The sequence below is a fragment of the Paenibacillus sp. FSL R10-2778 genome (genome assembly GCF_038593035.1).
In the GTDB taxonomy this organism is placed as follows: domain Bacteria; phylum Bacillota; class Bacilli; order Paenibacillales; family Paenibacillaceae; genus Paenibacillus_AQ; species Paenibacillus_AQ odorifer.
This window is the reverse complement of sequence record NZ_CP151956.1, coordinates 3,850,469-3,874,803: the sequence shown is the minus strand read 5'-3', so window position 1 is coordinate 3,874,803 and position 24,335 is coordinate 3,850,469. Positions and strand designations below refer to the sequence as shown.

Annotated in this window: 29 protein-coding genes and 3 pseudogenes; 27 read left to right on the top strand and 5 right to left on the bottom strand. The window is 42.0% G+C overall.

Going from position 1 to position 24,335, the window contains the following annotated elements:
• Positions 1-71: 71 nt before the first annotated feature.
• The 11 genes from NST40_RS17255 (at position 72) to glnA (ending at position 12,227) form a co-directional block, all read left to right on the top strand.
• Complete coding sequence (locus NST40_RS17255; RefSeq protein WP_305954107.1) at positions 72-821, top strand: class I SAM-dependent methyltransferase; 750 nt, start codon at positions 72-74, stop codon at positions 819-821.
• Positions 811-1,791, top strand: coding sequence for a tRNA (adenosine(37)-N6)-dimethylallyltransferase MiaA (gene miaA / locus NST40_RS17250; protein ID WP_175619957.1), 981 nt, complete (start codon positions 811-813; stop codon positions 1,789-1,791). The genes NST40_RS17255 and miaA overlap by 11 nt, the downstream gene beginning before the upstream one ends.
• A gap of 19 nt (positions 1,792-1,810) precedes the next feature.
• Positions 1,811-2,050 (top strand): RNA chaperone Hfq, encoded by a 240-nt coding sequence (hfq, locus tag NST40_RS17245; protein ID WP_036687741.1) that lies wholly within the window; start codon positions 1,811-1,813, stop codon positions 2,048-2,050.
• A gap of 139 nt (positions 2,051-2,189) precedes the next feature.
• Complete coding sequence (locus NST40_RS17240; protein ID WP_076218629.1) at positions 2,190-4,748, top strand: PBP1A family penicillin-binding protein; 2,559 nt, start codon at positions 2,190-2,192, stop codon at positions 4,746-4,748.
• A gap of 186 nt (positions 4,749-4,934) precedes the next feature.
• Positions 4,935-5,489, top strand: coding sequence for a DUF402 domain-containing protein (locus NST40_RS17235; protein WP_076190185.1), 555 nt, complete (start codon positions 4,935-4,937; stop codon positions 5,487-5,489).
• 2 nt (positions 5,490-5,491) lie between these two features.
• Positions 5,492-6,148, top strand: coding sequence for a YdcF family protein (locus NST40_RS17230; RefSeq protein ID WP_076277324.1), 657 nt, complete (start codon positions 5,492-5,494; stop codon positions 6,146-6,148).
• Between the two features lie 317 nt (positions 6,149-6,465).
• Positions 6,466-7,440, top strand: coding sequence for an AAA family ATPase (locus NST40_RS17225; protein WP_076098759.1), 975 nt, complete (start codon positions 6,466-6,468; stop codon positions 7,438-7,440).
• Positions 7,441-7,694: 254 nt separating this feature from the next.
• The gene (gene hflX, locus NST40_RS17220; RefSeq protein WP_076128387.1) at positions 7,695-8,984 is read left to right on the top strand and encodes a GTPase HflX; all 1,290 of its coding nucleotides are present in this window, start codon (positions 7,695-7,697) and stop codon (positions 8,982-8,984) included.
• A 133-nt stretch (positions 8,985-9,117) separates the two neighbouring features.
• Positions 9,118-10,392 (top strand): methionine gamma-lyase family protein, encoded by a 1,275-nt coding sequence (locus NST40_RS17215; RefSeq protein ID WP_076277325.1) that lies wholly within the window; start codon positions 9,118-9,120, stop codon positions 10,390-10,392.
• 62 nt (positions 10,393-10,454) lie between these two features.
• The gene (locus NST40_RS17210) at positions 10,455-10,865 is read left to right on the top strand and encodes a MerR family transcriptional regulator (RefSeq protein ID WP_019910684.1); all 411 of its coding nucleotides are present in this window, start codon (positions 10,455-10,457) and stop codon (positions 10,863-10,865) included.
• Between the two features lie 33 nt (positions 10,866-10,898).
• Positions 10,899-12,227, top strand: coding sequence for a type I glutamate--ammonia ligase (gene glnA, locus NST40_RS17205; RefSeq protein ID WP_036687730.1), 1,329 nt, complete (start codon positions 10,899-10,901; stop codon positions 12,225-12,227).
• Positions 12,228-12,332: 105 nt separating this feature from the next.
• Here the strand turns inward: glnA and NST40_RS17200 are convergent.
• Positions 12,333-12,614: pseudogene (locus tag NST40_RS17200) on the bottom strand (tyrosine-type recombinase/integrase); the annotation flags it as partial.
• A gap of 189 nt (positions 12,615-12,803) precedes the next feature.
• On the opposite strand from NST40_RS17200, the gene NST40_RS17195 reads away from it, so the two are divergent.
• Positions 12,804-13,316: a hypothetical protein gene (locus tag NST40_RS17195; protein WP_076220983.1), complete on the top strand. Its 513-nt coding sequence runs from the start codon at positions 12,804-12,806 to the stop codon at positions 13,314-13,316.
• A 275-nt stretch (positions 13,317-13,591) separates the two neighbouring features.
• Here the strand turns inward: NST40_RS17195 and NST40_RS17190 are convergent, their stop codons facing one another.
• On the bottom strand, positions 13,592-13,933 hold the full coding sequence (locus NST40_RS17190; RefSeq protein WP_076277064.1) for a hypothetical protein: 342 nt from the start codon (positions 13,931-13,933) through the stop codon (positions 13,592-13,594).
• 730 nt (positions 13,934-14,663) lie between these two features.
• Here NST40_RS17190 and NST40_RS17185 point away from each other — a divergent pair.
• On the top strand, positions 14,664-15,203 hold the full coding sequence (locus NST40_RS17185; protein ID WP_341002960.1) for a hypothetical protein: 540 nt from the start codon (positions 14,664-14,666) through the stop codon (positions 15,201-15,203).
• Between the two features lie 71 nt (positions 15,204-15,274).
• Positions 15,275-15,952, top strand: a complete 678-nt coding sequence (locus tag NST40_RS17180) for a hypothetical protein (RefSeq protein ID WP_342409756.1) — start codon at positions 15,275-15,277, stop codon at positions 15,950-15,952.
• A 186-nt stretch (positions 15,953-16,138) separates the two neighbouring features.
• Here the strand turns inward: NST40_RS17180 and NST40_RS17175 are convergent.
• Together NST40_RS17175 and NST40_RS17170 are read right to left on the bottom strand one after the other, a co-directional pair.
• Positions 16,139-17,002, bottom strand: a pseudogene (locus NST40_RS17175) (ATP-dependent DNA ligase).
• A gap of 68 nt (positions 17,003-17,070) precedes the next feature.
• Positions 17,071-18,063, bottom strand: coding sequence for a kelch repeat-containing protein (locus NST40_RS17170; RefSeq protein WP_076220384.1), 993 nt, complete (start codon positions 18,061-18,063; stop codon positions 17,071-17,073).
• Here NST40_RS17170 and NST40_RS17165 point away from each other — a divergent pair.
• The 4 genes from NST40_RS17165 to NST40_RS17150 all read left to right on the top strand — a co-directional run bounded on the left by NST40_RS17165 (position 18,062) and on the right by NST40_RS17150 (position 19,543).
• Positions 18,062-18,247: a dUTP diphosphatase gene (locus NST40_RS17165; protein WP_076220383.1), complete on the top strand. Its 186-nt coding sequence runs from the start codon at positions 18,062-18,064 to the stop codon at positions 18,245-18,247. The genes NST40_RS17170 and NST40_RS17165 overlap by 2 nt on opposite strands.
• Positions 18,248-18,510: 263 nt before the next feature.
• Complete coding sequence (locus tag NST40_RS17160) at positions 18,511-18,957, top strand: hypothetical protein (RefSeq protein WP_342409755.1); 447 nt, start codon at positions 18,511-18,513, stop codon at positions 18,955-18,957.
• Positions 18,954-19,238 (top strand): hypothetical protein, encoded by a 285-nt coding sequence (locus tag NST40_RS17155; protein WP_076220381.1) that lies wholly within the window; start codon positions 18,954-18,956, stop codon positions 19,236-19,238. Before NST40_RS17160 ends, NST40_RS17155 begins: the two co-directional genes overlap by 4 nt.
• Positions 19,235-19,543, top strand: a complete 309-nt coding sequence (locus tag NST40_RS17150) for a hypothetical protein (protein ID WP_076220380.1) — start codon at positions 19,235-19,237, stop codon at positions 19,541-19,543. The genes NST40_RS17155 and NST40_RS17150 overlap by 4 nt, the downstream gene beginning before the upstream one ends.
• 143 nt (positions 19,544-19,686) lie before the next feature.
• On the opposite strand, the gene NST40_RS17145 is transcribed toward NST40_RS17150, so the two are convergent.
• A complete protein-coding gene (locus NST40_RS17145) occupies positions 19,687-20,181 on the bottom strand; it encodes a GNAT family protein (protein WP_341002958.1) in 495 nt (164 codons plus the stop codon).
• A gap of 316 nt (positions 20,182-20,497) precedes the next feature.
• On the opposite strand from NST40_RS17145, the gene NST40_RS17140 reads away from it, so the two are divergent.
• From NST40_RS17140 to NST40_RS17100, 9 genes and pseudogenes are all read left to right on the top strand, one after another.
• Complete coding sequence (locus tag NST40_RS17140; protein WP_256719020.1) at positions 20,498-20,692, top strand: hypothetical protein; 195 nt, start codon at positions 20,498-20,500, stop codon at positions 20,690-20,692.
• A gap of 223 nt (positions 20,693-20,915) precedes the next feature.
• Positions 20,916-21,224 (top strand): hypothetical protein, encoded by a 309-nt coding sequence (locus tag NST40_RS17135; RefSeq protein ID WP_342409754.1) that lies wholly within the window; start codon positions 20,916-20,918, stop codon positions 21,222-21,224.
• A gap of 3 nt (positions 21,225-21,227) precedes the next feature.
• The gene (locus NST40_RS17130; protein WP_076218006.1) at positions 21,228-21,518 is read left to right on the top strand and encodes a hypothetical protein; all 291 of its coding nucleotides are present in this window, start codon (positions 21,228-21,230) and stop codon (positions 21,516-21,518) included.
• The gene (locus NST40_RS17125) at positions 21,515-21,721 is read left to right on the top strand and encodes a hypothetical protein (protein WP_076218005.1); all 207 of its coding nucleotides are present in this window, start codon (positions 21,515-21,517) and stop codon (positions 21,719-21,721) included. The genes NST40_RS17130 and NST40_RS17125 overlap by 4 nt, the downstream gene beginning before the upstream one ends.
• Positions 21,718-22,164, top strand: coding sequence for a hypothetical protein (locus NST40_RS17120; RefSeq protein WP_076218004.1), 447 nt, complete (start codon positions 21,718-21,720; stop codon positions 22,162-22,164). The genes NST40_RS17125 and NST40_RS17120 overlap by 4 nt, the downstream gene beginning before the upstream one ends.
• Before the next feature lie 14 nt (positions 22,165-22,178).
• Positions 22,179-22,319, top strand: a complete 141-nt coding sequence (locus NST40_RS17115) for a hypothetical protein (RefSeq protein WP_179087019.1) — start codon at positions 22,179-22,181, stop codon at positions 22,317-22,319.
• A gap of 42 nt (positions 22,320-22,361) precedes the next feature.
• Positions 22,362-22,745: pseudogene (locus tag NST40_RS17110) on the top strand (YopX family protein).
• Between the two features lie 640 nt (positions 22,746-23,385).
• Positions 23,386-23,607: a hypothetical protein gene (locus NST40_RS17105; RefSeq protein ID WP_076218003.1), complete on the top strand. Its 222-nt coding sequence runs from the start codon at positions 23,386-23,388 to the stop codon at positions 23,605-23,607.
• A 57-nt stretch (positions 23,608-23,664) separates the two neighbouring features.
• Positions 23,665-24,225, top strand: a complete 561-nt coding sequence (locus NST40_RS17100; RefSeq protein ID WP_342410909.1) for a sigma factor-like helix-turn-helix DNA-binding protein — start codon at positions 23,665-23,667, stop codon at positions 24,223-24,225.
• The last annotated feature ends 110 nt before the right edge of the window (positions 24,226-24,335 follow it).

Below are 24,335 nucleotides of genomic sequence, written 5' to 3'. Positions count from 1 at the left end.
TACATTTTTTGAAATTTGTTAAGAGCAAGACTGGAGGCACCATGATTATAACTACGGGGTATAGCCCGATAATGGAAATAGTAGAACGCGCGCAAAGCCTTGCGGAGAGAACGGGTTGTAGTTATGCTCCACGTGAGAAGCTCTCCATTACAAGGATGGTTGAACATTACGGAGATGAGGATATTCTGATTCTATCTCAGGACGCTGTTCGACTACACCGCTTAGGAATGGAGCCTATGGAGTTTCATCCGAGCATGGGCTTCGTTCGCGCTAAACGAATTCTAAAGGGTGAGATCGAGCCGATGCTTGTTGCGGCTCGAATGCTTCCCGGAGATAGCGTATTGGATTGTACAGCTGGATTAGGAGCTGACTCCTTACTGTTTGCTGTACATGGTGGTGAGTCCTCAGAGGTAACCGCTTTGGAGAGCTCATTACCGCTGTACGCACTGCTCAGTGAAGGGATGTCTCATTACACCTCTGGGCAAGTAAAGGTCAATGAGGCTTTACGCAGAGTTAATGTCGTGCATAGTGAACATTTGGATTATTTACGGTCTCAACCAGATCGAAGTGTGGATATTGTTTATTTTGATCCTATGTTTCGCGTGCCACTGACGGGTTCTGCCTCGATTTCCCCGCTGCGGCAATTCGCTAACCGTGCAGCCTTATCGACAGAGAGTGTAGCCGAAGCGGTTAGGGTCGCCCGTAAGACTGTTCTTTTAAAAGAAAAGGCTTTGAGTGGCGAATTTGAACGCCTTGGGTTTACTGAGCTGCTCAGAAGCAACTCCAAAACATCGTACGGGGTGATACACATTGACAACTAAAGAAAGGCATAAGGTTCTAGTGCTGTTAGGACCAACTGCCGTAGGCAAAACCCGGTTAAGTCTGGAGCTGGCAGCGGCTTATAACGCTGAGATTATTTCCGGCGATTCGATGCAGGTTTATCGTGGTATGGATATTGGTACAGCTAAGATTACACCCGCCGAAATGAACGGCATTCCCCATCACCTGATCGATATTCATGATCCGCAGGATGCGTATTCTGCCGCTGAATTTCAAGAGCAGGGCACTAGACTCATCGAGGAGATAAGCGCTAGAGGGAAGCTTCCCTTTATCGTAGGGGGGACTGGACTGTATATTGAGTCTTTATGTTACGGCTTTCAGTTCTCGGAAGCAGTGGCTGATGAAGCTTTCCGTAAAGAGCAGGATCAATTTGCGGAAGAACATGGAGCGCTTGCACTGCATGCCAGACTCGAGGCGGTTGATCCAGTCAGCGCAGCCAAACTTCATCCTAACGACCGTCGCAGAATTATCCGTGCACTGGAAATTCAACACCAGACAAACACTACACTTTCCGCTTCTCATGCTGCTCAAAAGAAGGAATCTCCCTATGACTTATGTCTCATAGGTTTGACAATGGACCGGAAAATACTATATAAACGTATTGAGGACCGAATTGATAGCATGCTGGCGGATGGTCTCGTTGCTGAGGTGAAGGGACTGCTGGATAACGGTTACAGCAGAAGCCTTGTGTCCATGCAGGGATTGGGTTACAAGGAAATTGCCGCTTACCTGGCGGGAGAGCTGACGCTGGAAGAAGCTGTGATACTGCTTAAACGCGATACTCGCCGATTCGCCAAAAGACAGTTGTCATGGTTTCGCCACATGAAGGAAATCGAGTGGATCGATGTCGAAGGTGAACAAAACTTTTCTGAGAATTTCTCAAAAATACGTGGTATAATAGCAGGAAAGTTTCTCTCAGGTCTTGAATATACTTCTGAACAATCTAATTGAACCATTGGGGGTACGTCATATGAACAAGTCCATTAACATCCAAGATACATTCTTGAACCAACTACGCAAAGAAAATATCCCTGCTACGGTATATCTGACCAACGGTTTTCAAATCCGGGGAATAATTAAAGCATTCGACAATTTTACAATCGTCATTGACAGTGATGGACGCCAGCAAATGGTGTATAAACACGCGATTTCCACGTTCACACCACAACGTAGTGTATCACTGATGCAAGACAGCAGTAGTGAAGAATAACATTTATCAAAAATGAATTGAAACCTTTCTTGTTTATAAATCGTTTGAATAGAGTGTGAGAGAGCAACCTGTGAAGGTTGTTCTTTTCATTCATGGCAGACCATTTATGTTTATTTCCGAAAGGGAGTCAGGAGGCATTATGTCTAGAGACGATACATCCAGGACGAATCACAATAGAGATAGAGGATCGTCCAGTTCCAAATCAAAACCAAAATCAAAACCAAAAAAGAAAAAGAAATTTTTGACGAAGAAGCGTGTGCTGTGGAGCTTGTTCTTCGCTACGGCATTGGCCATTTTCTGTGCATTAGGTGGATATCTGTTCATTATGCTAAATGGTCAAAAGCTTCTGCTTGAGAACCAGGATAAGCTAACAGTGAATGAAACGACTAAGGTATATGACCGCAATGCTAATTTAATCGGCGAATTATCACTGGAGAAAAGTGATCCAGTAGAGTATGAAGAAATTCCACCGTTATTGGTTAACGCTTTTGTAGCCACAGAGGATAAACGTTTCTTCGAACATTCTGGTGTGGATTTATGGTCGATTGGCCGGGCAGCAGTAAAGGATATAGCCGCACGAAGTATGGTAGAGGGCGGTAGTACCATTACTCAACAGCTCGCCAAAAACATCTTCCTGACACGGGACAAGACGTTTTTCCGTAAAGCAACTGAGGTGTCGATTGCCGTAGCCCTGGAGAATCAGAAATCTAAAGAAGAGATTATTACCATGTATCTGAACCGGATTAACTTCGGGGGTACAATTTACGGAATTAAAGCAGCATCAGTAAGATATTTTGGTAAAAGTGATTTGAGTCAGCTTAAGGTTTGGGAAATCGCGACATTGGCGGCTATGCCAAAAGGCCCGTCTCGTTACAACCCGCTGCGTAACCCTGATCTTTCGAAGGAACGCCGGGCAGTAGTGCTTCAGCTTATGTATGAGCAAGGGTACATTACGGAGCAGGAAAGAGACGAAGCAAAAGCCGTAGATTATAACTATAAGCCGCCAGAAAAGAAACAGCGTTATCAAGCATTTATTGATTTTGCAGTAGATGAGGCGGAAGAAAAATTTGGATTGTCAGAAGATGATCTGAATATCGGCGGATACAAAATTTACACTACCATGGATAAGCATGCTCAAGAAACGGTTGAAGATGCTTTTGCAGATAGTGATAATTTTGAAAAGAGTGTAGATGAAGAGCTGGTACAAGGCTCAATGACGATTGTGAATCAGGAGAATGGCAGCATTGTCGCACTCCTTGGCGGACGGAATTATGAGAAAAAAGGCTACAGTCGTGTAACTGGCAGCCGTCGTTCTCCAGGTTCTGCTTTCAAACCAATTGTCTCTTATGCTCCAGCGCTGGAAACTGGGAAATTCACCATGAATTCAACGCTAAGCAACGAGAAGCAATGTTTCGCGAACTATTGTCCAACCAACCTGCACGGATATTCTAAGAGCATCAACATGAGTGATGCCATTCAGAAATCAGAGAATATTCCGGCTGTTTGGCTGCTCAATGAAATTGGTGTGAATACCGGATTTAAATTTGCCAAGAAACTAGGCATTGGATTGGAAGATGAGGATAAGAACCTCTCGCTGGCTCTTGGAGGCATGAGCAAAGGGACCAATACGCTGGAAATGGCGCAAGCCTACAGCGCTTTTGCAAATGGCGGCGAACTAAGAGAGGCTTATTCCATTAAATCCATCTCTGACAGCAGTGGTGAGACGGTCTACAAAGCGAATACAACGCCTGAGCGAGTGATGAGTAAGGAAACAGCTTATCAAATGACTGAGATGATGCAGAAGGTCGTGGAGAGCGGTACGGGTAGAAAAGCTAGGATTGACCGTCCTGTTGCCGGTAAGACCGGTACGACGCAAAGTGGATATTCTGGAATCAGCTCGAACCGTGATGTATGGTTTGTAGGCTATACGCCAGAATGGACTGCAGCAGTCTGGATGGGTTACGACAAGCCAAGTAAAAAGCATCTGCTTAAGAACAGCAGTCCGCTTGCCGCTGCTTTCTGGGGTAAGGTCATGGAGGAAGCGCTGAAGGATGTTCCTAAGAAATCCTTCCCGCAGCTCGATAACGAGATTGCTCCTGAGCCTACTGAAACACCAGAAACAGCTCAGACCGTTACTGGACTATCAGCAGCATATGATCCTTCTACGATGACTGTAAATCTCAATTGGGAGGCAGTTCCTGTTGCCGGCGTTGAGTATCGTATTTATCGTAGAGAGACATCGGAAGCTGAATTTGGCTCACTGTTAAATACAGTGACTACCAGCGCAGGCGATTTTAGTGCACTGCCTGGTTTGGTTTACGAGTATTATGTAACTTCTTATGACCCTGCGCTAAAAGTGGAGAGCGAACCCTCCAATGTGGTTAGTGTATCCGTGCAGGATGAAATGCCGACCCCTGAACCCACCATAGATCCTAATCTTCCGACCCCGACCCCAGAGGACGGTGGCAACAACGGAGAGAATGGAAATGGTGGCAATAACGGAGGCGGCAATGAGGGAGGCGGAAATGACGGTGGTACTACAATCCCTGAAATCACCCCGCCACCGCCAACACCAATGCCGATCCCAACTCCAGAACCCACTATCGGTGGAGAGGGTTCCGGCGGTGAGAGTGGGAATGTATCCACAAACCCTGATCCAGAGACAGGTTTTGTGAACGGGGATTCTTCCACTCAATAAAACGAATTTGAATTACGAACAATAGCTTTATCCATGGCAGTCCAGCTTTGCTTTATTTATAGAGCGAAGCTGGACTGCCGTTTTTATTAGGTTTAGAAGAAAAATTTCTTGTATTTTGCGGGATATTTTGAGTGTATCCTCTAAATGTGTTAAGCTGAATAGACCATACTGGAGAGGGTAATTTCTATGAAACGTAAATTCGGAGACCGGGCCAACTGGCGCCGGATTACGCGTCGCCATTTTGCCTGCCGCTATGTGGAGAGCCGGGAATTCAGCGGATATATTACGCTTTATACCATCTACGGGCTGAAAGAACCACTGTGGAAGAGCTATGGACGACATACATATCGTATTGCAGATAAAGGTTATTCCTGGCTGCAATATTTTCCGAAAGATAGTCACTATATTGTGACGGCTATGTTCGACGAAAAACAAAATATTGTTCAATGGTACATAGACACCTGTAAAGTGCAAGGCGTTACTGACCAAGGTGTGCCTTGGTTTGACGATTTGTATCTGGACGTGGTAGTACTTTGGAACGGCGAGGTGTTTTTGCTCGATGAGGATGAACTGGAGGAAGCACTGGAGAGGCAAGACATCTCAGAAAACGATTATAAGCTAGCCTGGGAGACTGCCCATACTATTTTACGTGGCATCGATGCTCATGCTTTCCCTTATTTCTCACTCTCTTTGAAACATCGTGCCGAATTATTTCATCATGGAGAATTCAGGAGGAAATAAAGATGGAATGGTACGTTTATGGAAGAGACTCTTCCCCGATTCGGATTGTTCGCAAAAAACGCCGAATTTGGTCTAAACGAACGTTGCTTATTGCTTTAATGGTTATTGTTGTAGTTGGTTTGTTGTGGTGTGCGTACGCATTGAGGAATATCAATAAAGCCGCAACGACAGATCCTATGCTCAAAGCCGATACAGGGATCATTCTTGGCATGTCGATGTGGGGAGATGAACCTAGCCCGGGATTGAAGGAACGATTGGATTACGGGCTTAAGCTTTATCAAGAGGGGATGTTCCCGCATATCATAGTTTCTGGAGGTTTGGATAAACCTGATCTGAAATATACCGAAGGTCAAGGCATGCGCAATTATTTAGTAGCTCATGGAGTTCCGGATAGCGCCATTTCTGTTGAAAATAAAGCTACCAGCACTTACGAGAATCTTCTGTATAGCAAAGCAATTATGACAAGTGAGGGATTGTCCTCAGCAATTATTATTACGCATACATATCATGGATGGCGTTCACACGAAATCGCGGACGAGCTCGGTTATGTGAATCCTGAACTGGGGCTTACAGAATCCACTGTTCTGTCGATGACAAGGCATAAGTCGCGTGAAATTCTAGCCTATACGAAATGGAAAATCCAGCAGTTGTTCCTGTAATTGTTCCCAAATATCAGAATCTTCTAATAATGCTTCCTATTCCGGAAGAGACTTGATTAGAAAAGCCAGCCCCCAAATGGACTAAACTCTAAATGGGGGCTATTTGTTATTTGTATATCAAAAATAATGGGGTTGTGAAATGATAAAAAAATAAATGTCTGCTTATGGCTTTTATGCATTTCGGTCATTCTATCCTCGTGTACCATCGTAGAAGATGCGAGAGATAGCAGGGAATCCAATGTCGAAACCCCATTCTTTAAAACAAGTGCATGATGTCATTCAGTTATTGCATATAATGCTCTAACGAGGTGATTACAATGGGTGAAGAAAATTTAAGAAAGATAACCATTAATGATTCCAGAATGAATATAACTTTCAAAAATCAAGACCCAACAAATATTACGAATGAAACATTGGAGAGCGCGCTGGCTCAAAATAATCATTTAGAATCTACAAAAGAAATCCTGCAAGAGCTTCATGAGCTTATCGGTCTTGAAAAGGTGAAGGATCTCATATATGAAATTCATGCGCTTATCCAAGTGGAAAAAATGAGACAAGAACTGGGGTTAAATGTAGTTAATCAGGTTTATCATATGTTGTTTAAAGGCAACCCCGGGACTGGAAAGACAACTGTAGCAAGAATCGTTGCCAAGCTGTTAAAGAATATGGGCATATTAAGTAAAGGTCAATTAATCGAAGTAGAGAGAGCGGATTTAGTGGGGGAATACATAGGGCATACAGCTCAAAAGACCAGAGACCTTGTTAAGAAGGCTATGGGTGGCGTATTATTCATTGATGAGGCTTATAGCTTGGCTAGAGGCGGAGATAAGGATTTTGGAAAAGAGGCAATCGACTGTCTTGTAAAGGTTATGGAGGACAGGAATGATGATCTCATTATTATCTTAGCGGGTTATCCAAATGAAATGGAGATGTTCATGGAGGCTAATACCGGGCTTCCCTCACGATTTCCAATTCAACTCGATTTTCAGGACTACACAACAGATGAACTGATATTGATTGCACATAAAATGGCTGCTGAAAGAGACTATATAATTACTCCAGAAACAAACGGGAAACTAAAAGAGTTAATCCTTAATGAGAAAATTATTGAAGAAAACTTTAGTAATGCCCGTTATGTACGCAATATCCTCGAACAGGCAATCCGCCATCAAGCGGTTAGATTAATAAGCAGGCATGTCAAAATATCTAAACAATCTTTGATGGAGATCTTACCGAGAGACCTTGTTCTTCCGGTCGATGATTATTCAAAAGGGGAGAGTATAATCTCTTAAATAAATTGACACCGGCTAAGTTTATACATGCTTAGTCGGTTTATCTTTTATAAAAGATTGAAGATTATCATAAAGAAAATGCTGACAGAATGGTGAGCCGTTCCATTATCAGCCTATATTACCAATGAAACTTATGATAAAATGTTTTGAAGCGCTGTGAATGAACAGGTTCATCTGTATAACATCAGCAAGAAGTGAAAAACTGATTAAATGGTACACAAAGATTCTATTACCGTCATAAGGAGCATGAATAAATGGCAATAACTACGCATGATACAGAAACGGATATTCAAGATCGGGCGATATTGGTCACTCTCGTCACAGATAAAATTAAACGTACCGGTATTGACCCAGAGCTTTCTCTGCAGGAATTAGTACAATTAGCAGAAACAGCAGGTGTTGAAGTCCTGGATGTGTTGCGTCAGAATAAGGAAACACCGGATTCAAAATGGTTTATCGGGAAAGGTAAGGTAGAAGAGCTCCGCATGGCCGCTGATGGTCTTGGAGCTAATACGGCTATTTTTGATCAGGAATTATCTGGAGCGCAGGTACGGAACCTTGAAGAGTCTCTGGATCTGAAGATTATTGATCGGACGCAGCTCATTTTGGATATTTTTGCTGGGCGGGCCAAAACGCGAGAGGGTATTATTCAAGTAGAGCTGGCACAGCTGTCCTATCTTTTGCCACGGTTATCCGGTCAAGGCAAAAACTTATCCAGATTAGGCGGGGGGATAGGAACCAGAGGACCAGGTGAAAGTAAGCTTGAGACCGATCGCCGTCATATTCGCGGTCGGATTACGGAGTTGAAACGCCAGTTGGATGAGGTAGTTAAAACCCGTGAATTGCACCGTGAACGCCGCCGTAAGGCAGGGGCAGTGCAGGTTGCTCTAGTCGGCTACACGAATGCTGGTAAATCGACGCTGCTTAAGCAGCTTACGGATGCGGATGTTTATATTGAGAATCAATTGTTTGCTACGCTTGACCCTACTTCACGTGTGCTTCAACTAACGGGTGGCAAAGAGGTAGTGCTTACGGATACTGTAGGTTTCATTCAGAATCTTCCTCATGATCTTGTAGCATCTTTCCGCGCAACGCTGGAGGAAGTCAATGAGGCCAATCTGGTGTTGCATGTAGTGGATGCCTCATCTCCAATGCGTGAGGAGCAGATGGAGATTGTACAAACTATTTTGCAGGACTTAGGGGCAGCTAGCAAACCGCAAATAGTACTTTTTAATAAAATCGATCTATGTGAGCCTGAGCAACTGGAAATGCTGCCAACAGGCACAGGGTTTTTGAAGATCAGTGCGTTTAACCCGGAGGATTTAACCCGGATTATTGAAATTATCTCTGATGAGTTGGCTGGAGATACGCTGAATTTTCGCATTCCTGGAGACCGAGGCGATATTTCTTCCCTGCTTTACAGAGTAGGTGAGGTTCTGGAAACCACCTATGATGAGAACGATGTTATCTATAACGTCCGTCTTAATAAAGAGGATTATGATAAATGGGGTTACATGCTTGCTGATTTTGTGGACCAGCCGTAATCTTCTTTGTTCCCCTAAAGTGGAAATGCTTGTTGTATAGGTATAAAATAATAGCTAATGACAAAAAGCGTCAGGCAACTGTCGCTTTCTGTCATTATGATGGCAAGTAAATGTAAGGAGCGAATAAGAACTAATGGCAGTTTTTGCAGAAGATATTTTAGGAGCGGCAGAGTCCGCAGAAGTTGAAATCGAAGGTGCAGTCAAAGCTCTTGATCGAATTGTCGATAAGAATCAATGGAAGGTTATTGAAGCGTTTCAACGTCATCAGGTCAGTGATTATCATTTTGCGGGTTCAACGGGGTATGCTTACAACGACCGTGGACGCGAAGTGCTGGATCTTGTCTATGCTGACGTTTTTGGTGCGGAATCAGCCTTGGTGCGCCCGCATTTTGCTTCAGGAACACATACCATTTCAACAGCCCTCTTTGGTATGCTGCGACCAGGAGACGAGCTTTTATACATCACAGGTCGTCCGTACGATACCTTACACAAGGTGATTGGCCAAGCAGGAGATGGGACAGGCTCACTCGCAGACTTCGGAATTACATATAGGGAAGTTGCCCTTACATCAGAGGGTAAGATTGATTGGGAAGAGGTAACTCTCTCTATCAATGAGAAAACTAAAGTAATTGGAATCCAAAGATCGCGTGGTTATGATTGGCGTGCTTCCTTCACAGTAGCCGAAATAGGTGACATGACAGCGAGAGTGAAGTCATTGAAACCGGATGTTATTGTGTTCGTTGATAATTGCTATGGTGAGTTTACTGAAGAGCTTGAGCCTCCACAGGTTGGAGTGGATCTAGTAGCGGGTTCATTAATTAAAAATCCTGGTGGTGGAATTGCTGAGACGGGTGGATACATCTGTGGGCGCAGAGATCTAGTAGAGCTTACAGCGTACCGTCTTACAGCTCCTGGTATCGGCGGCGAGGTAGGCGCAATGTTAGGAACTACCCGCGGGTTATACCAAGGTCTGTTCATGGCTCCGCATACAGTTGGACAAGCCCTTAAAGGCAGTATTTTTGCGGCAGCTGTATTTCAGCGCTGCGGGTTTGAGACGAAACCAGCGTGGAATGAACCTCGTACAGATTTGATTCAGGCGGTTTCCTTTGATGGACCGGATCACTTGATTGCCTTCGTGCAGGGAATTCAACGTGCTGCGGCGGTAGACAGCCATGTAGTTCCAGAACCATGGGATATGCCGGGATATGAACATCCTGTCATCATGGCGGCAGGTACGTTTATACAAGGTGGTAGCTTAGAGTTATCGGCAGATGCGCCTATCCGTGCGCCTTATATTGGCTATATGCAAGGGGGATTAACCTACTCCCATGTCAAATATGGCGTTTTGATGGCACTCCAAAGTATGCGTGATCGAAAATTACTGTCAGAAAATCTTACACACCATTGACACGCTGTATTAGGAAATGTACAATGAGATCAGAAAAAGATCATTGGAAGGTTGGATGAGTCATGGGTGATGAAATCCGCAGAAATATGGCATTATTTCCTATTGGAATTGTAATGAAGTTAACTGATTTATCTGCAAGACAAATTCGTTATTATGAACAGCATAGTCTGATCGTACCTGCACGTACCTCTGGGAATCAACGTTTGTTCTCTTTTAATGATGTTGAGCGCCTATTAGAAATTAAGGCCTTGATTGAAAAGGGTGTTAACATTGCTGGCATCAAGCAAGTAATGAACCCAGTCTCGAAGGAATCCGAAGAAGCTACTGTGATTACCCCTGACACAGAGGTTAGACGTAGAGAGCTATCAGATTCGCAGCTTCACCGTTTGCTGAAGCAAGAACTAGTTTCCGGTAAAAGACCGGGACAGGTATCGCTTATTCAAGGTGAGTTATCCCGGTTTTTTAATAAATAATAATATACAGAGTTTTGAAAGGGAGAGGATCACGTGAGCTTTTCTAAAGAGGATATTTTACGCATTGCCAAGGAAGAGAATGTTCGTTTCATTCGTCTGCAATTTACAGATCTGTTAGGTACTATCAAGAATGTAGAGATTCCGGTTAGCCAATTGGAAAAAGCACTCGACAACAAAATGATGTTTGATGGTTCCTCCATCGAAGGTTATGTTCGGATTGAAGAATCCGATATGTATCTCTTCCCAGACCTTGATACTTGGGTAATCTTCCCTTGGGTGACTGATAGCCGTGTTGCACGTCTGATTTGTGACGTGTATATGCCGGATGGTACTCCATTTGCTGGAGACCCACGTGGTATCCTGAAGCGTTGTCTGAAGGAAGCCGAAGAAATGGGCTTTACAGCGATGAATGTTGGACCTGAACCTGAATTCTTCTTGTTCAAAACAGACGAAAGAGGTAACCCAACTACAGAATTGAATGACCAAGGTGGTTATTTCGACTTAGCTCCTACAGACTTAGGGGAAAACTGCCGTCGTGAAATCGTATTGACCCTTGAAGAAATGGGCTTTGAAATCGAAGCCTCCCACCATGAAGTGGCTTCCGGCCAGCATGAAATTGATTTCAAATATGCTGACGCGATCACTTCTGCTGACCAAATTCAAACCTTTAAGCTCGTCGTGAAGACGGTTGCCCGTCAACATGGCTTGCATGCAACTTTTATGCCTAAACCATTGTTTGGTATTAACGGATCTGGTATGCACGCTCACCAATCCTTGTTTAATGGCAAAGAAAACATGTTCTACGATGAAAGTGACAAGCTAGGTCTGAGCAAAACTGCACGTTATTATATGGCTGGTATTTTGAAGCACGCTCGTGCTTTTGCAGCGATTACTAACCCAACAGTGAACTCTTACAAACGCCTTGTTCCTGGTTATGAAGCACCTTGTTACGTAGCTTGGTCTGCAAGTAACCGTAGCCCGATGATTCGTATCCCGGCTTCGAGAGGGCTTAGCACACGTGTTGAAGTTCGTAACCCGGACCCGGCAGCTAACCCATACCTCGCACTTGCTGTTATGTTGAAAGCAGGGCTAGACGGAATTAAGCGTAAGCTTGATCTTCCAGCTCCAATTGACCGTAACATCTATGTGATGTCTGAGGAAGAGCGTATTGAAGAAGGCATCCCAAGCTTGCCATCCGATTTGAAAGAAGCGCTAAGCGAAATGATCCGCAGCCATGTAATTACCGAAGCTCTCGGCGAACATGCGCTGGCTCACTTCTACGAGCTGAAAGAAATCGAATGGGATATCTATCGTACACAAGTTCATGAGTGGGAAAGAAACCAATACATGACGCTTTACTAGAACCTTTAAACCCTTAACGCCTTAGGCGTTGAGGGTTTTTTTAGTGTGTGGGCGTGGGAGTAGTAAGGGACCTCTGTAATGCCGGTGCCCACAAAATAGTGGGTGCTATTCGAGGATAGATCTCATGTGGGCTTCGTACTTTTCCATACTACTTTCTTCGATTTTCTTGGAAATGTGAGAATAGACATCAGATGTAATTGTAATACTGCCGTGTCCGAGTCGCTCCTGAACATACTTCATATCATTGCCTGCTTCTAGCAGTAACACTGCATGAGTGTGTCTTAGTGAGTGAATCGGCATAGGTGGATGACCGATCCATTTCAAAATTCTCGAAAAGGAATTGAATAAAGAACACTTTGGCATGAAGTTTCCATCATCTCTACAAAAAAACTAAATTATTGTATAAACTCATTTTATGAGTTAATATCTATTTATGGATTAAATGCGACAAAAAACCTCAATTATCCTTTTATTTTCGTGAATTATTTATAGTAATTAAATACTATATTATTAATACAAATAATGGTTTGATACCATTAAAATCCAAACTATTCATAATATTGGGAGGTAGTTAGTTTGATCAAATTTTTAGGACTAGGTTTGGCCGCATCATTACTTTTTACTCCTATAACAAGCTTAGTAGATTCACCAACGGTTCAAAAACCTTCAGTATCTGAGGTTTCTTCTGTAGAAAGTTTTACTTTTAATAATAATATTTACGAAGGACCAGGAACGAAGATTTTGGTGGGAGACGGAATTGAAGTACCAGAAATTTCACTTTTTTCAGAGGCATATAAGATAATCCCTGTGAACCATACTGGTGGAGCTTTTAATGATGAATTCACTAGTACACCTTCAGATGGGGTTAACTTAAACATCTGGATGCGAAATAACAGTGGTCATTCGGTTCAATTTCAAGTAAAACGAAATGGGTTACTATTCACTGATCAAGAAATTGCTGCTGGCGCACAGAAAACAGTTTCTTTCAAAGATTTGTTAGGTAATGGTCTGGATGGAACTTATAAAGTGTATATATATAGTACATCTGGATATTCGCTTGATGTTGATGTAAGTGCTAGACAATTCTAAAAAAAAGCGCTTTAGAACACATCATCTACCCTCATGGTAGATGATGTTTTTTTATATGGCGCTTTGTTGATAGCGGATTCCGTAGCAAGCTTTATTCGTTTTGGTTTTCGCAGTAGGTCATCTTATGGATTATGGAGGAATTGTAGAAGGGTATACACCAGACTCTATTAAGCTCGCTGGAGCTCATTTTGTTCGAGGGCGATTTGAATTCAGAGCATACATAAAGTAGCCCGCTAACCTTACACAGGTTGGCGGGCTTTTTTTTCATAATATTTTTATTTATCTCTATCTACTAGAATTGTAAATGACTTTATGTTTCCTAATGCATCATAGGCAAATATATTTGCAGTTCCATATTGAACGGCACTAACCCATCCATTTTCATGCAATATAATGGCTCCATCATTATAAATTAGTTCACGGAGAACGCCAGGGATGCATCTCTGTTCTCCTGAATCCATGTAAATAGTAATTTGTTCAAAAGTAGGTCCACTTGCTACACTAGAAACTGGTATTGGGTCAGGAGCTGTGGTGGGAGCAGTTGCTGCAAATGAGGTAGACCCTAAAGCGAAACATGCAGATACAGTTAATAGGCCAGCTAAGATTTTCTTTTTCATAATTCAACCTTCCTTCCTATATTTGGGATACACACCAATTATGATACATATATATCCAAATAGATTATTTATAATATATTTGGGATATTAAATATTAATTTAATTCTAATTCGAGTGATACTCTTATCGTATGACATAGTAATGTATACATAATGTTCCAATTCTAGTATTCTATATGCAGGCGGGGTGTTGTGGATAACCTGAATGTAAATGATGTGAAATACATATGAGTTCTAAAACTTATCTTTATCAAACTTAATTAATACAAATGGAGTGATCGTATTGAGTAATGTATACAAAGTCTTGAAGACGGATGTAGAATTTCTAACAGCTAATTACAGGTAGATATACTTGAACGCCGTGGTGATCTAGCTGGCTGCATAATTGATTGTGGAGGTCCAGTCCAGAAATGGAGCCCAGTTAGCGTTAAGGTTGCTGATGCTTATTACATGAGAAGTGAATTTGAATTTAGAATGGTTTTGGCATAAGCATGTATAACAAATACCCCGTCAACCTTAAGTGGTTGGTGGGGTATTTAGGAGTTCAGGAAAATTTTCCTTACAAGTGAATAGTTAAACTAGTTTTTAAAAGTTTACAAACTTATTTTTTTAAAAAAATTTGCAATTTCACCCATCTTATAATAAAATAAATATTTTAATATAAGTAATAAAATTCCAATTTAAGAATAAATCTTATTTATTAAAGAAATTTACCGAAAAAGGAGTGCATTATGATTAAATCGCTTTTTTTAGCCATTTGTGTGTCTATTCTTTTAGTAGGTTGTTCTATTCAGAAAATATCTGGTCCGATGGAGAAAGATCTAGAGGGACCCAATATTGCCTTGAAGATAGCTGTAGTAGGTGCAAATGATTTGGTAAAAGTGGAAAACGTAGATTATGTTAAAAAAGACCTAAAAGAGCTAATAAGTCACTCAGAAGAGATATTCGATGGTTTAATCATTTCTCAAGATAGTATTGAAGAAGCTTCGAAAAAAGAGTATAGAGATTATTTTAAATATATTAAATATCCAGTTTTCTTTATTGGAACAGAAAACATACTTGTTGCAATGTTTCGCGCAGATAATGTGACACTAGAAGATGTTCAAATTGATGGCTGGGGTCCCCATGTTTCGGGGTTTGTTAATTCAAAAGAGGGATATAGGACTTGGGAGTTTCATTTACCAGATAATCCTACGAGGTTTGATGAAAAAGATCTAGCTAATAGAATCGCTAAAATAATGGAAGAAAATAAAATTTATAGTAGAAAATAATAAAAAACGCTATAAAATTTCTTATTATGTGCGTTATAGTATAAATATTCCAAAAAAGGAGGATTTATATTATGAAGAAGCGTTTATCTATTCTATTATCTAGTGCATTAACTCTCGGTATGCTATTGTCCGTACCACTTCCGACCTTTGCCCAAAGTACTTCGAGTGAAGCTCAATCAGTTCCAAGTCTAGAAGGAGTAATCGATCTCAACAACATTGACGATCTTGGCGATGAAGTGAAAGTCAGAGATATTAGTTATGAAGAAGCTGTTACTGAGGTTGCAAGAATGAGAGGTGTTTCAAAATCGGAAATTGAAAGGACTCATCCGGACAAATCAGCTCAAAATTCAGCGAAAAATGCTTCTACATATGCTGACACATGGATTAAAGAAATTAAACTTCCACAAAGCGTAGGTACTTTGTATAAGCCAGAATTAGTAATATTGGTTTGGTATTATAACTCAGGTTCCTTTAGTCAATTTAATGAGTTGTTTGATGTACAATTCGATCTCGGTTCGCATAAAGCTTTAGGACCTGATAAGTCGTTCATAGGGACTGCTAGTGCAAAAATAGCTACTGCCCAAAGTATATACTGGGTAATCAATGGACATTTCTATGATTTAGGAACGACTATTGTGTCAGGCGGAGTAGAAGTTGGGGGCAAATTATGGACCGGAGTATTCACTATGTCGTATTCCACAAATCATTTTAAGTATTGGTATGAAAAAGACTTTTACAATATTCAATAATCTTAATCTGGTCAAGTCCTATTAAACAATGAGTAGTTTTCGAATTCAGTTCGCGATGAATTGATACTTCCGATTGGTTAGGATCAATAAAAGAATAGTATTGAACTAACAGTTCGGTCGAACTGATCTGTGAAGTCTGAAAGCTAAACACCCCACTGACCTTAATTGGTCGGTGGGGTGTTTTGTCTATACTATAAACTTCGTAAACACTGGACTTCTAAGCATACCTGACTTGGTCCAGTTCCTCATTCTTACCTTCGCTCTTAAGCGCACCTCCAGATGTACAAACTCCTTATCCTCGCCTTTTACAAGCTGTTGGGCAACGCCTCTGAATACTTGCTTATGGATCGGTGACGCGCCGAGCTCTATAATCCCAGCTGGACGTAATTTACCAGATGAACCGAACGGTACAGCAGCTAGCCAACCAAATTCCTGTTTGCGATATCCGGTTATAAAAACATCTGCATAGGTCCAGTTGATAACCTTTTGCCACACGTGAGAGCGGCGGCCAGTCTCGTATACGCTGTTTTTACGCTTACCTACTATGCCTTCCATACCCCGAGTTTCGATCTGCTCAAACAATGCCTCTCCAGCACCTTCCACGTGCGGCACTACTCCAAAGCTATTAGATGGTAGAGTTAATCCCGCTAGTATTTCCTAACGGCTCATCAAGGGCAACCCGAGCAGATCCTTGCCTTTGTACATCAAGATGTCGAAGATTGCATAATATGCTGGGAGCGTCCCAGTGAGTTGTAATATCTTATCTGCTCGCCTCGTCTGAAATCGGCTCATAACAGATTCGAAATCTGATACACCAGTCTCTGGATCAACGCAGGCGACCTCGCCGTCCAAAATAACATCGTCCATAAAGAGTAGGTGTAATTCAGGATACTGCCGAGTGCAATCATTATCATGCCGTGTATATAACCGGATCTTCCCGGACTCTTGAGAATAAATAAGTCGATGGCCATCTATCTTCGGTTCAAATATACAATCGCTGTGACTAAATGGTCCAGCAGCAGTTTGTAACAACATAGGCGATATAAACATATAAAACCTCCTTCATGCAATTATAGCTCGTGACTACAAAGGATAAAGGAGGTAAGTGATGGGAAAAGCTATTTTGTTAAGGTATATTCACTGACTTCAAACGATAGGATCTTGTCATGCACAACGTATTCGGTTCGTTTAGTGAACGGGCCTTTGTTGTTACCATGCTTATCAATTCCGTAACGAGCTGATCCGGAAGCTGAGTCATACCAGTTTAAAAATGCTTGAACCTCTGACATTGACAAGTCGTATTCTTTCTCAAGGTCGGTATTCATTATTATTGTCAGAATTGCACGATCGCCTGACTGCTGCCCTGGAGTTGGTGAAGGTGTAACTGTTGGGGGTGGCTCCGATGTCGCCGTTGGCGTTGAAGTCGGTTCGGGTACAATCGAAAGCTTCTCCACTGTTTTTGTACTACCTCCAAAAACATATATAGAGTCGTTTAATACTACACTTCCAAATCCCCAACGTCCCGTATTAAGACTTGCACTTGTTTCCCATGTATCATTTGTTGGATTATATATTTCAACTGTATCGAGTGCAGGGTTTGAATATCCACCAATTACATTTATTTTATCCTGATAATTTATGGCTGAAACAGTATCTCTACTGGTTGGGGCGCTGCGTTTACTTGACCATGTGTCAGTCGCTGGATCGTACACTTGCACTTTATTATATGTATTGCTTGAGTAGCCTCCATCAAATAAATATATTTTCCCATTGTTCGTAACCGCCCCTGCTGCATGCACTGGTGTAGGAATGCCGGTTTTAGTTGACCACGTATTCGTTATAGTATTATACTCTTCAACTGTTCCTAAACCTTCAGATGTTTTATTTAATCCCCCAAAATAATAAATCTTACCATTTAGATTAGCTGAAGCTCCGACTCCTCTTTGAATAGAAGCATTACTTCCGACAGTCCAGGAGTCAGAAGCAGGATCATAAATTTCAACTTTATTTGAGTAATCAGAATCCAAATTCACAGGATTTCCAAGCGTCCCACCAATTACATATATCTTACCATTTACAACTTCTATAGCAAAGAAAGATGCGGTGGGCATGCTTTTTTTGTTATACCAGGTTTTGGAGAATTTCGATATGCATCGAAAACATTTTTTCAAAGGGGCACTATATGCTTTCTACGCTTTGGGGGAGCAAAGATTAGGATTTACCTTCGAGCAGATTGCAGAAGCCTATACAGCCAAGAACAAAGTAAACCATGATCGTCAATCCAATGGATATTAGGAATGAGATCGGCTGAAGAAACACTTGAACTGCTCCTGCAAGGTATGGATAAGCGGCGGCAGTATCTACGTCGGAAGCTCCGTAGGATTGACAAGCATGGTACTAAGCCGCGGCGCGGTGGAGGAAACGAACTAATAGGCTCAAATACTCCGGGCGCGCCGGCATGCTATCCGAGCACGCGACAATCCTTTGTATGCTTGAGGACATACGCCACAGCCGCCAACACCCCGACAATCTATATAACGAGGAGGATGACACGGACGATGACTAAGCCTATGATACCAGAACGGATAGAAGAGAAGAAACAAATAGCAGTGACAGTATCACGGATGCCGGAGGAGAAAAATAACGATTTATACGACAAAATATGCGAACTAGCGCATGCAGAAGACGGAGAACAGCTTGAAGATATTCTGAGTGAATTCAATCTTATGAATGTCGGATACGATGCTGCATGGGATGAGGTAGAGCGGCTGCTGGCTGCTCTAGAAGAGTCACAACAAAGCGCAAAAAATTGGGAAGAAAGCTATCTATCACTCCACGAAAAATTCAGGGAGAAGCGCACAGAGCTTGCAGAGGCACAGCAGACCATAGCCCGGCAACAAGAGGCAATGGATAGAGCGTCTGACATGATGAATCATAAGCACCCAGCTTACAGATTGTTACAAGACGCACTGCTACCAGCAGAGGAAGGGAGCGACAAGGCATGAGTAACATGGGATTTGGAATATGGTGCGAATGTGATACTCGATCCTGCTATGTAGCACCAAAATTAAGATATACCAAAGAAGAGTTTGAGAAAGAAATCGCGATTGAGGTTGACGGATGTTACGAACTGGGAGAAACAAAGGAGCTATACGCAAGATGGTATCCAGTAGCACCTGAAGGGATTGATAGAGAAGGTGGTACTTATGCTTTCTGTGAGCCAAATAGAGGATCGTTTCCAGTGTGGGTTGCTGACGTTAAGCCACTTAGGGAGGGTAAGTCATGACACAAGTAAAGGATAAGACAGTAATTGAATTTGACGGAAACGCATATATACGCGAAGAATTTTCAGAAGGGTCAGCAAGGTGTTTTCTTATTACTGACTATTGCACCGACCCTGCTGCCAGCTTAGAGGTACAGACAAAGGCTATAGAGGTAGATGCACAAGGATATCTGTACAACTTAGCGACCGTTGTTAACGGGTACGAGGCGGCAGATATATGGGAAGATGATGAAATCATATCTATGTTAAAAGCCGCTCCCCGAGAGAGGGTAGAAGCGGCATATATCACGCTAAGTAGTTTGAAATAGACGCATACTGCGTAACAAGAAGTGGACTCATAAAAAGACGGCGCATTATTTACGCCGCTTACGTTTATGTGAAAATACTAGTGATAGTATTACAAAATATAGCTATCAATAATCTCACTCATTTGTAATTAATTCGACATTGATTAGACTCTCAAATGTAGTATATGTTGAGGACCTTTTGGACCTTCATAAAATTCGTTTTCGTCAATAAAACCAGATTTTAAGTAAAGGTTCAAAGCAGGCTTGTTTCTCTTATTTACACCTAAGACAATTTCGTCAGTTTGAGGAATATTATTTTTTACAAAGTCAGGTAATAGTTTAAGAGCGATCTTTGCTAATCCCTTTCCTTGATTACCTGAATCAATAGAGAAGGATGTAAGCAAACGAGCATTAGAATTATTACTATATTTTAAAAGCTTATCGCCATCTTCTAAAGCAAAATAACCCACGGGAACACTATTTTCAAGAATCAAGACATGTTTTGTTCTATTGGAAATATTAGGATTGTTAATTTTGTCCAAAGGCATACTGGTAAATTGGAGTTGCTCTTTAGTTAAGTGGAAGTTGGATAATTGTTCATCATAAGTATTAGTGTACATTTCTAATACAACTAACGATTTTAAGGCATCAGACAGCATTATATTATACCCCCGGAATATTTAATGATTTAAGTATAGTTTATTAAACCATTATAAGAAACATAGAACATATATTAGTTTTATTGAAGAGAAATAGTGATGCACAGTACGAAGATACAGGGACAGAGAGGGTTAATAGCCCTCCTCTCCCAAAGGAGGTTATAAACGTGAACTCCATATCAGATTTACTCGGAAAAACAGTAGTTGATATAACACAGGTTCTGAATGACGAACTGATCTTCAAGACTAACTGTGGCAGAGCATACAAAATGTATCACTACCAGGATTGTTGTGAATGCGTTGAGATTAAAGAGACTTGATTAATTCGCCAATCCTTATGGCAGAGGAAGTATCGCAAGACGACGATAATGCCAGCGAAAGTGGAACGTGGACGTTCTACAAACTTGCCACACTTCAGGGATATGTGACGATTAGATGGTACGGACAATCCAACGGATACTATTCGGAAAGCGTTGATCTCAAAGAAATGGCATTGCGGGAGGAAGCCTAATGACACAAAGGGACTGGCAAAAGGATATGGAGAGAATCAAGGTTTTCGAACATGCAAAAACACTGTGTAACAACCCGTTTCCACCATCATTGAATATGAACTAACAGAGGTAGCTTTAGGGTACTGGCTCCAAGAAGCCAAAGAGCGCGGAGAACGGGAAAAAGAGATTAAACGGGCAATCGGTAGATGTTTGGTGGCAGGTAATTCACTTGGCAGCATTATCATGAATTACAATTTGCCAGAAGGTCATGAAGAATGGTCATTCCAAGAAGCAAACTCATATTTCTTCAGTAAATTCTACAATGATCGTCCATCTGCTTACGAGAGTTACGAAACGTGGCTTGCTTGGAAGGCGATCATGGGTGTATCAGAAATTATGTCCACCCTTTACCCAGATACCCCAGCACCCAAGGAGGGAATAGATTGGCTTAATGAAGAGTCTTGTGCCCGCTGTGGAAGAAATAAGCCCGTTGAAGGATATGAATGGTGTTCAGAGTGCAGACCGGATTTGGAAGCCAAGGAGGGCGAATAGATCATGAACGCATATTTCACAAATCAGCTATTGGATGAACTTAGTAAGGAATACCGCACAATGTCCAGAGATGGCGAAGGTAACAGCATTGAACAAGAGTACAACAGCACGGCAGTACGGGGAGACATTACAAAGCTTGTGTCTGACGTGAAACTGGCACGTAAACAGTTAGATGACTCTGAAATTATCCTTGCTACCATTGTCAATAATTATCACCATGTGCTACCGTATGACCTTACTCAGGCTGCGTTGAAGATTGCTAGGGGGCATGTTGAGGAAGGAGATAACCAATGACTACAGTAAAGATCATTTTCCACACTCCACCTGCACCGATTATTCCATGGTGGTACCACGAACATATTGGTGAAACCTTTGAAGTCGATGAAGATATCAAACATCCCAGTCTATTCCTAATACCGAAAAATGATTACTATCCATACGGACGGCACATACAGAAAGATGATTGCCAAGTAATTAAGGAAGTTGGTGCCCAATGACACTCACAAGGGAAGAGATACTGGCGAAGGAGCCGGGAGAAGAATTGGATGCTCTTATTGCTGAACATATCTTCGGTTGGCGAAGCATAAAAGGGCCGAAATTCGATTATGACGGCCCTTGCGAGTCGAATGATGTAATTGTTCCGCCAACCATCACCAGCGCAGAAGAGGCATTCAGGTACATGCAACCAAAGGGAGAAATACCGTTCGCCTACTTTGTAAATCGGGGTTGGTCTACGGACATATCCTCAGCATGGGAAGTAGTAGAGAATATCATTAGCAGAAATATGGATGTGAAGATCTACTGCGAGTCAATGAAAATGAATAAGCTGTTCGACTGTGTGATACATGAGGGTGATGTTGATAAGGTGGTCGTTTCGATGCAATCAACAGCACCAGAAGCCATTTGTAAAGCAGCCCTCTTGGCTGTACTGAACTTATAAGGGGGCTGAGACACATGAAACAAAAAGTGAAGAAGTGCCGAAAGTGCAAGACTGAGATGAAATACCAATGGTCTGATGGAGACGATTGCGGCGGTGTTGAGGAATGGATGGAATGTCCGGAGTGTGGATCTACAGCAAAAGTTCCGAAAAAGTGACATTTAGGGGGCTGAGACCCCAATCAAAGGAGACGATACACGATGGGCAGAGAGATTAAGTTCCGGGCGTGGGACGGTTTGACATTCTATTCACCATGGTTAGACGCGAAAGGTAACGTTTACCGTTCAAAAACTGATTTGATTGATGAAGACAACGCGCTTAATGATACGGTACAGCAATTCACCGGAGTGAAAGATAAGAACGATAAGGAGATTTATGAAGGAGACATTTTCGTTGATACAGCTGAGAACATTCACCTTGTCACTTTTGACGAACATTCTTTTTACTTTTAAAAGGTTTACGATAGCTGGTTAAAACGAAATGTCCTTGAAAGAAAAGAACGAACTTGGCTCAGTAAAACATTTACAAAAGGGTTTGAGTTGATCGGCAACATCTACGAGAATCCAGAACTAATAGAGGTATAAGGGGGAGAAGAGGATATGAGCACTGATATTGAATTCTTGAAGGAACTGCAGGCTGAACTGAATAACCAAGCTAACGACTGCCAAGCAGCCCCAGGCTTCTGGACAGTAGGCGATTAAAGATGGGTGGAATGCTCATCCGATAATGCAGAACGATTTTCTGTGTATCTACCAAATGACGGCGAATCACATGAAATCAATTATTTTCTGGTTGAAGTCGTGGATAAATAAGAACTATCTGAGGAGGCGCTGGAAGCGTTTGAGGAAATCAGTTGTGAGGATAGTGCATTTGAATGGATACAGGATCATTATGACGAAGGAGCAAGCCTTCATTCGGAAAAGAAAGAACATTTCGTCCGAGAAAACACCATGTTCCTGACCAAAGCAGAAGCCAAGTAGCATATTGAAGCGAATCATTACCATTACACTAAAGAAGCTCATACATGGGCAATGACAGCATGGAGAGCAACAAAGGTAGAACGTCTTCTTAAAGTGCTGAGTGAATTTGATTTTGGGAGTTTGCGCGCAGCGCCATCGAGTCAGACTGAATAATCCCAGTGAAACGAGGGCCGGATAAGGGTTTATGGCTTATCTGCACCCCATAAAGAGAGGAACAAGATACTCTAAAAGTGAGGTAAGTAGAATGAGATACAAGGACACTCAAAAAGCATTAGCAGAAGGTCAAAGACAGTTCATCTTTACTGCAAGCCCTGGAGAGCCTGTTAATTTACTGGCGTGGGGTCCGAGCTGGGTTAGATTCAAAGATCCGTATAACACATATCCTATCAGTACGAATATGAAGATGTTCTCAATGTTGGTGGAAGGTATTTATACAGAAAAAAGCCCTGAAGCATCAGGGCAATAGCAGCTTTATCCTCACCATATTATAGCATAAAGGGGAGGGGCATTAATTGTGGATGAGATGTTAATTAGTTATCGGAAAACTAGGACGATTCTAAGAAATTGCAAAGCCCCAATAGTTGAAAATAAAAGGGAGCTTGAGAAACTTATTGAAGCAAAAAGAGAAGCTAAAGAAGACTATGAGGAAGCAGAAAAGGAACTCGCTGCAATAGAAAGTCATATATCCGTGTTGAATAGCATGTTATCAGATGTGCAGTTAGCTATTGATTGGCTGAGATTAGGACATAATACAGGACCACGGCGTGGCATACATCGGTTATCAATCGATCAACTAACAATTCCAGTAGATCCACTGCGAATGCAATCTTATGCCCAACCAGCAGCGTGTGGAAGCCCTACGACTTTAACGGATTCAGAACGATTTCAAATAGATGATGCTTTATCCACTTTATCCAAGAGAGAAAAAGAGTGCTATGTTTTAAAACACGGGATGTGTTTTTCTCTTAAACAAATTGCTGAGGAACTATCAATATCTAAGAGCACAGTTCAAGAATATGTAGGAAATGCAGAAAGGAAAGTAAAAGATTCAACGGAAAACAGCCTGTTTCTCATTAGCAGTTAAAAAAGCTAATTTCCCCATCCGGCTGCCACATATATATAGGAGGAACCTATTAACGGTTTGACTCTTATAATGAATGACGTGTAAAACCCACGCCAACCGTTGAGCTCACG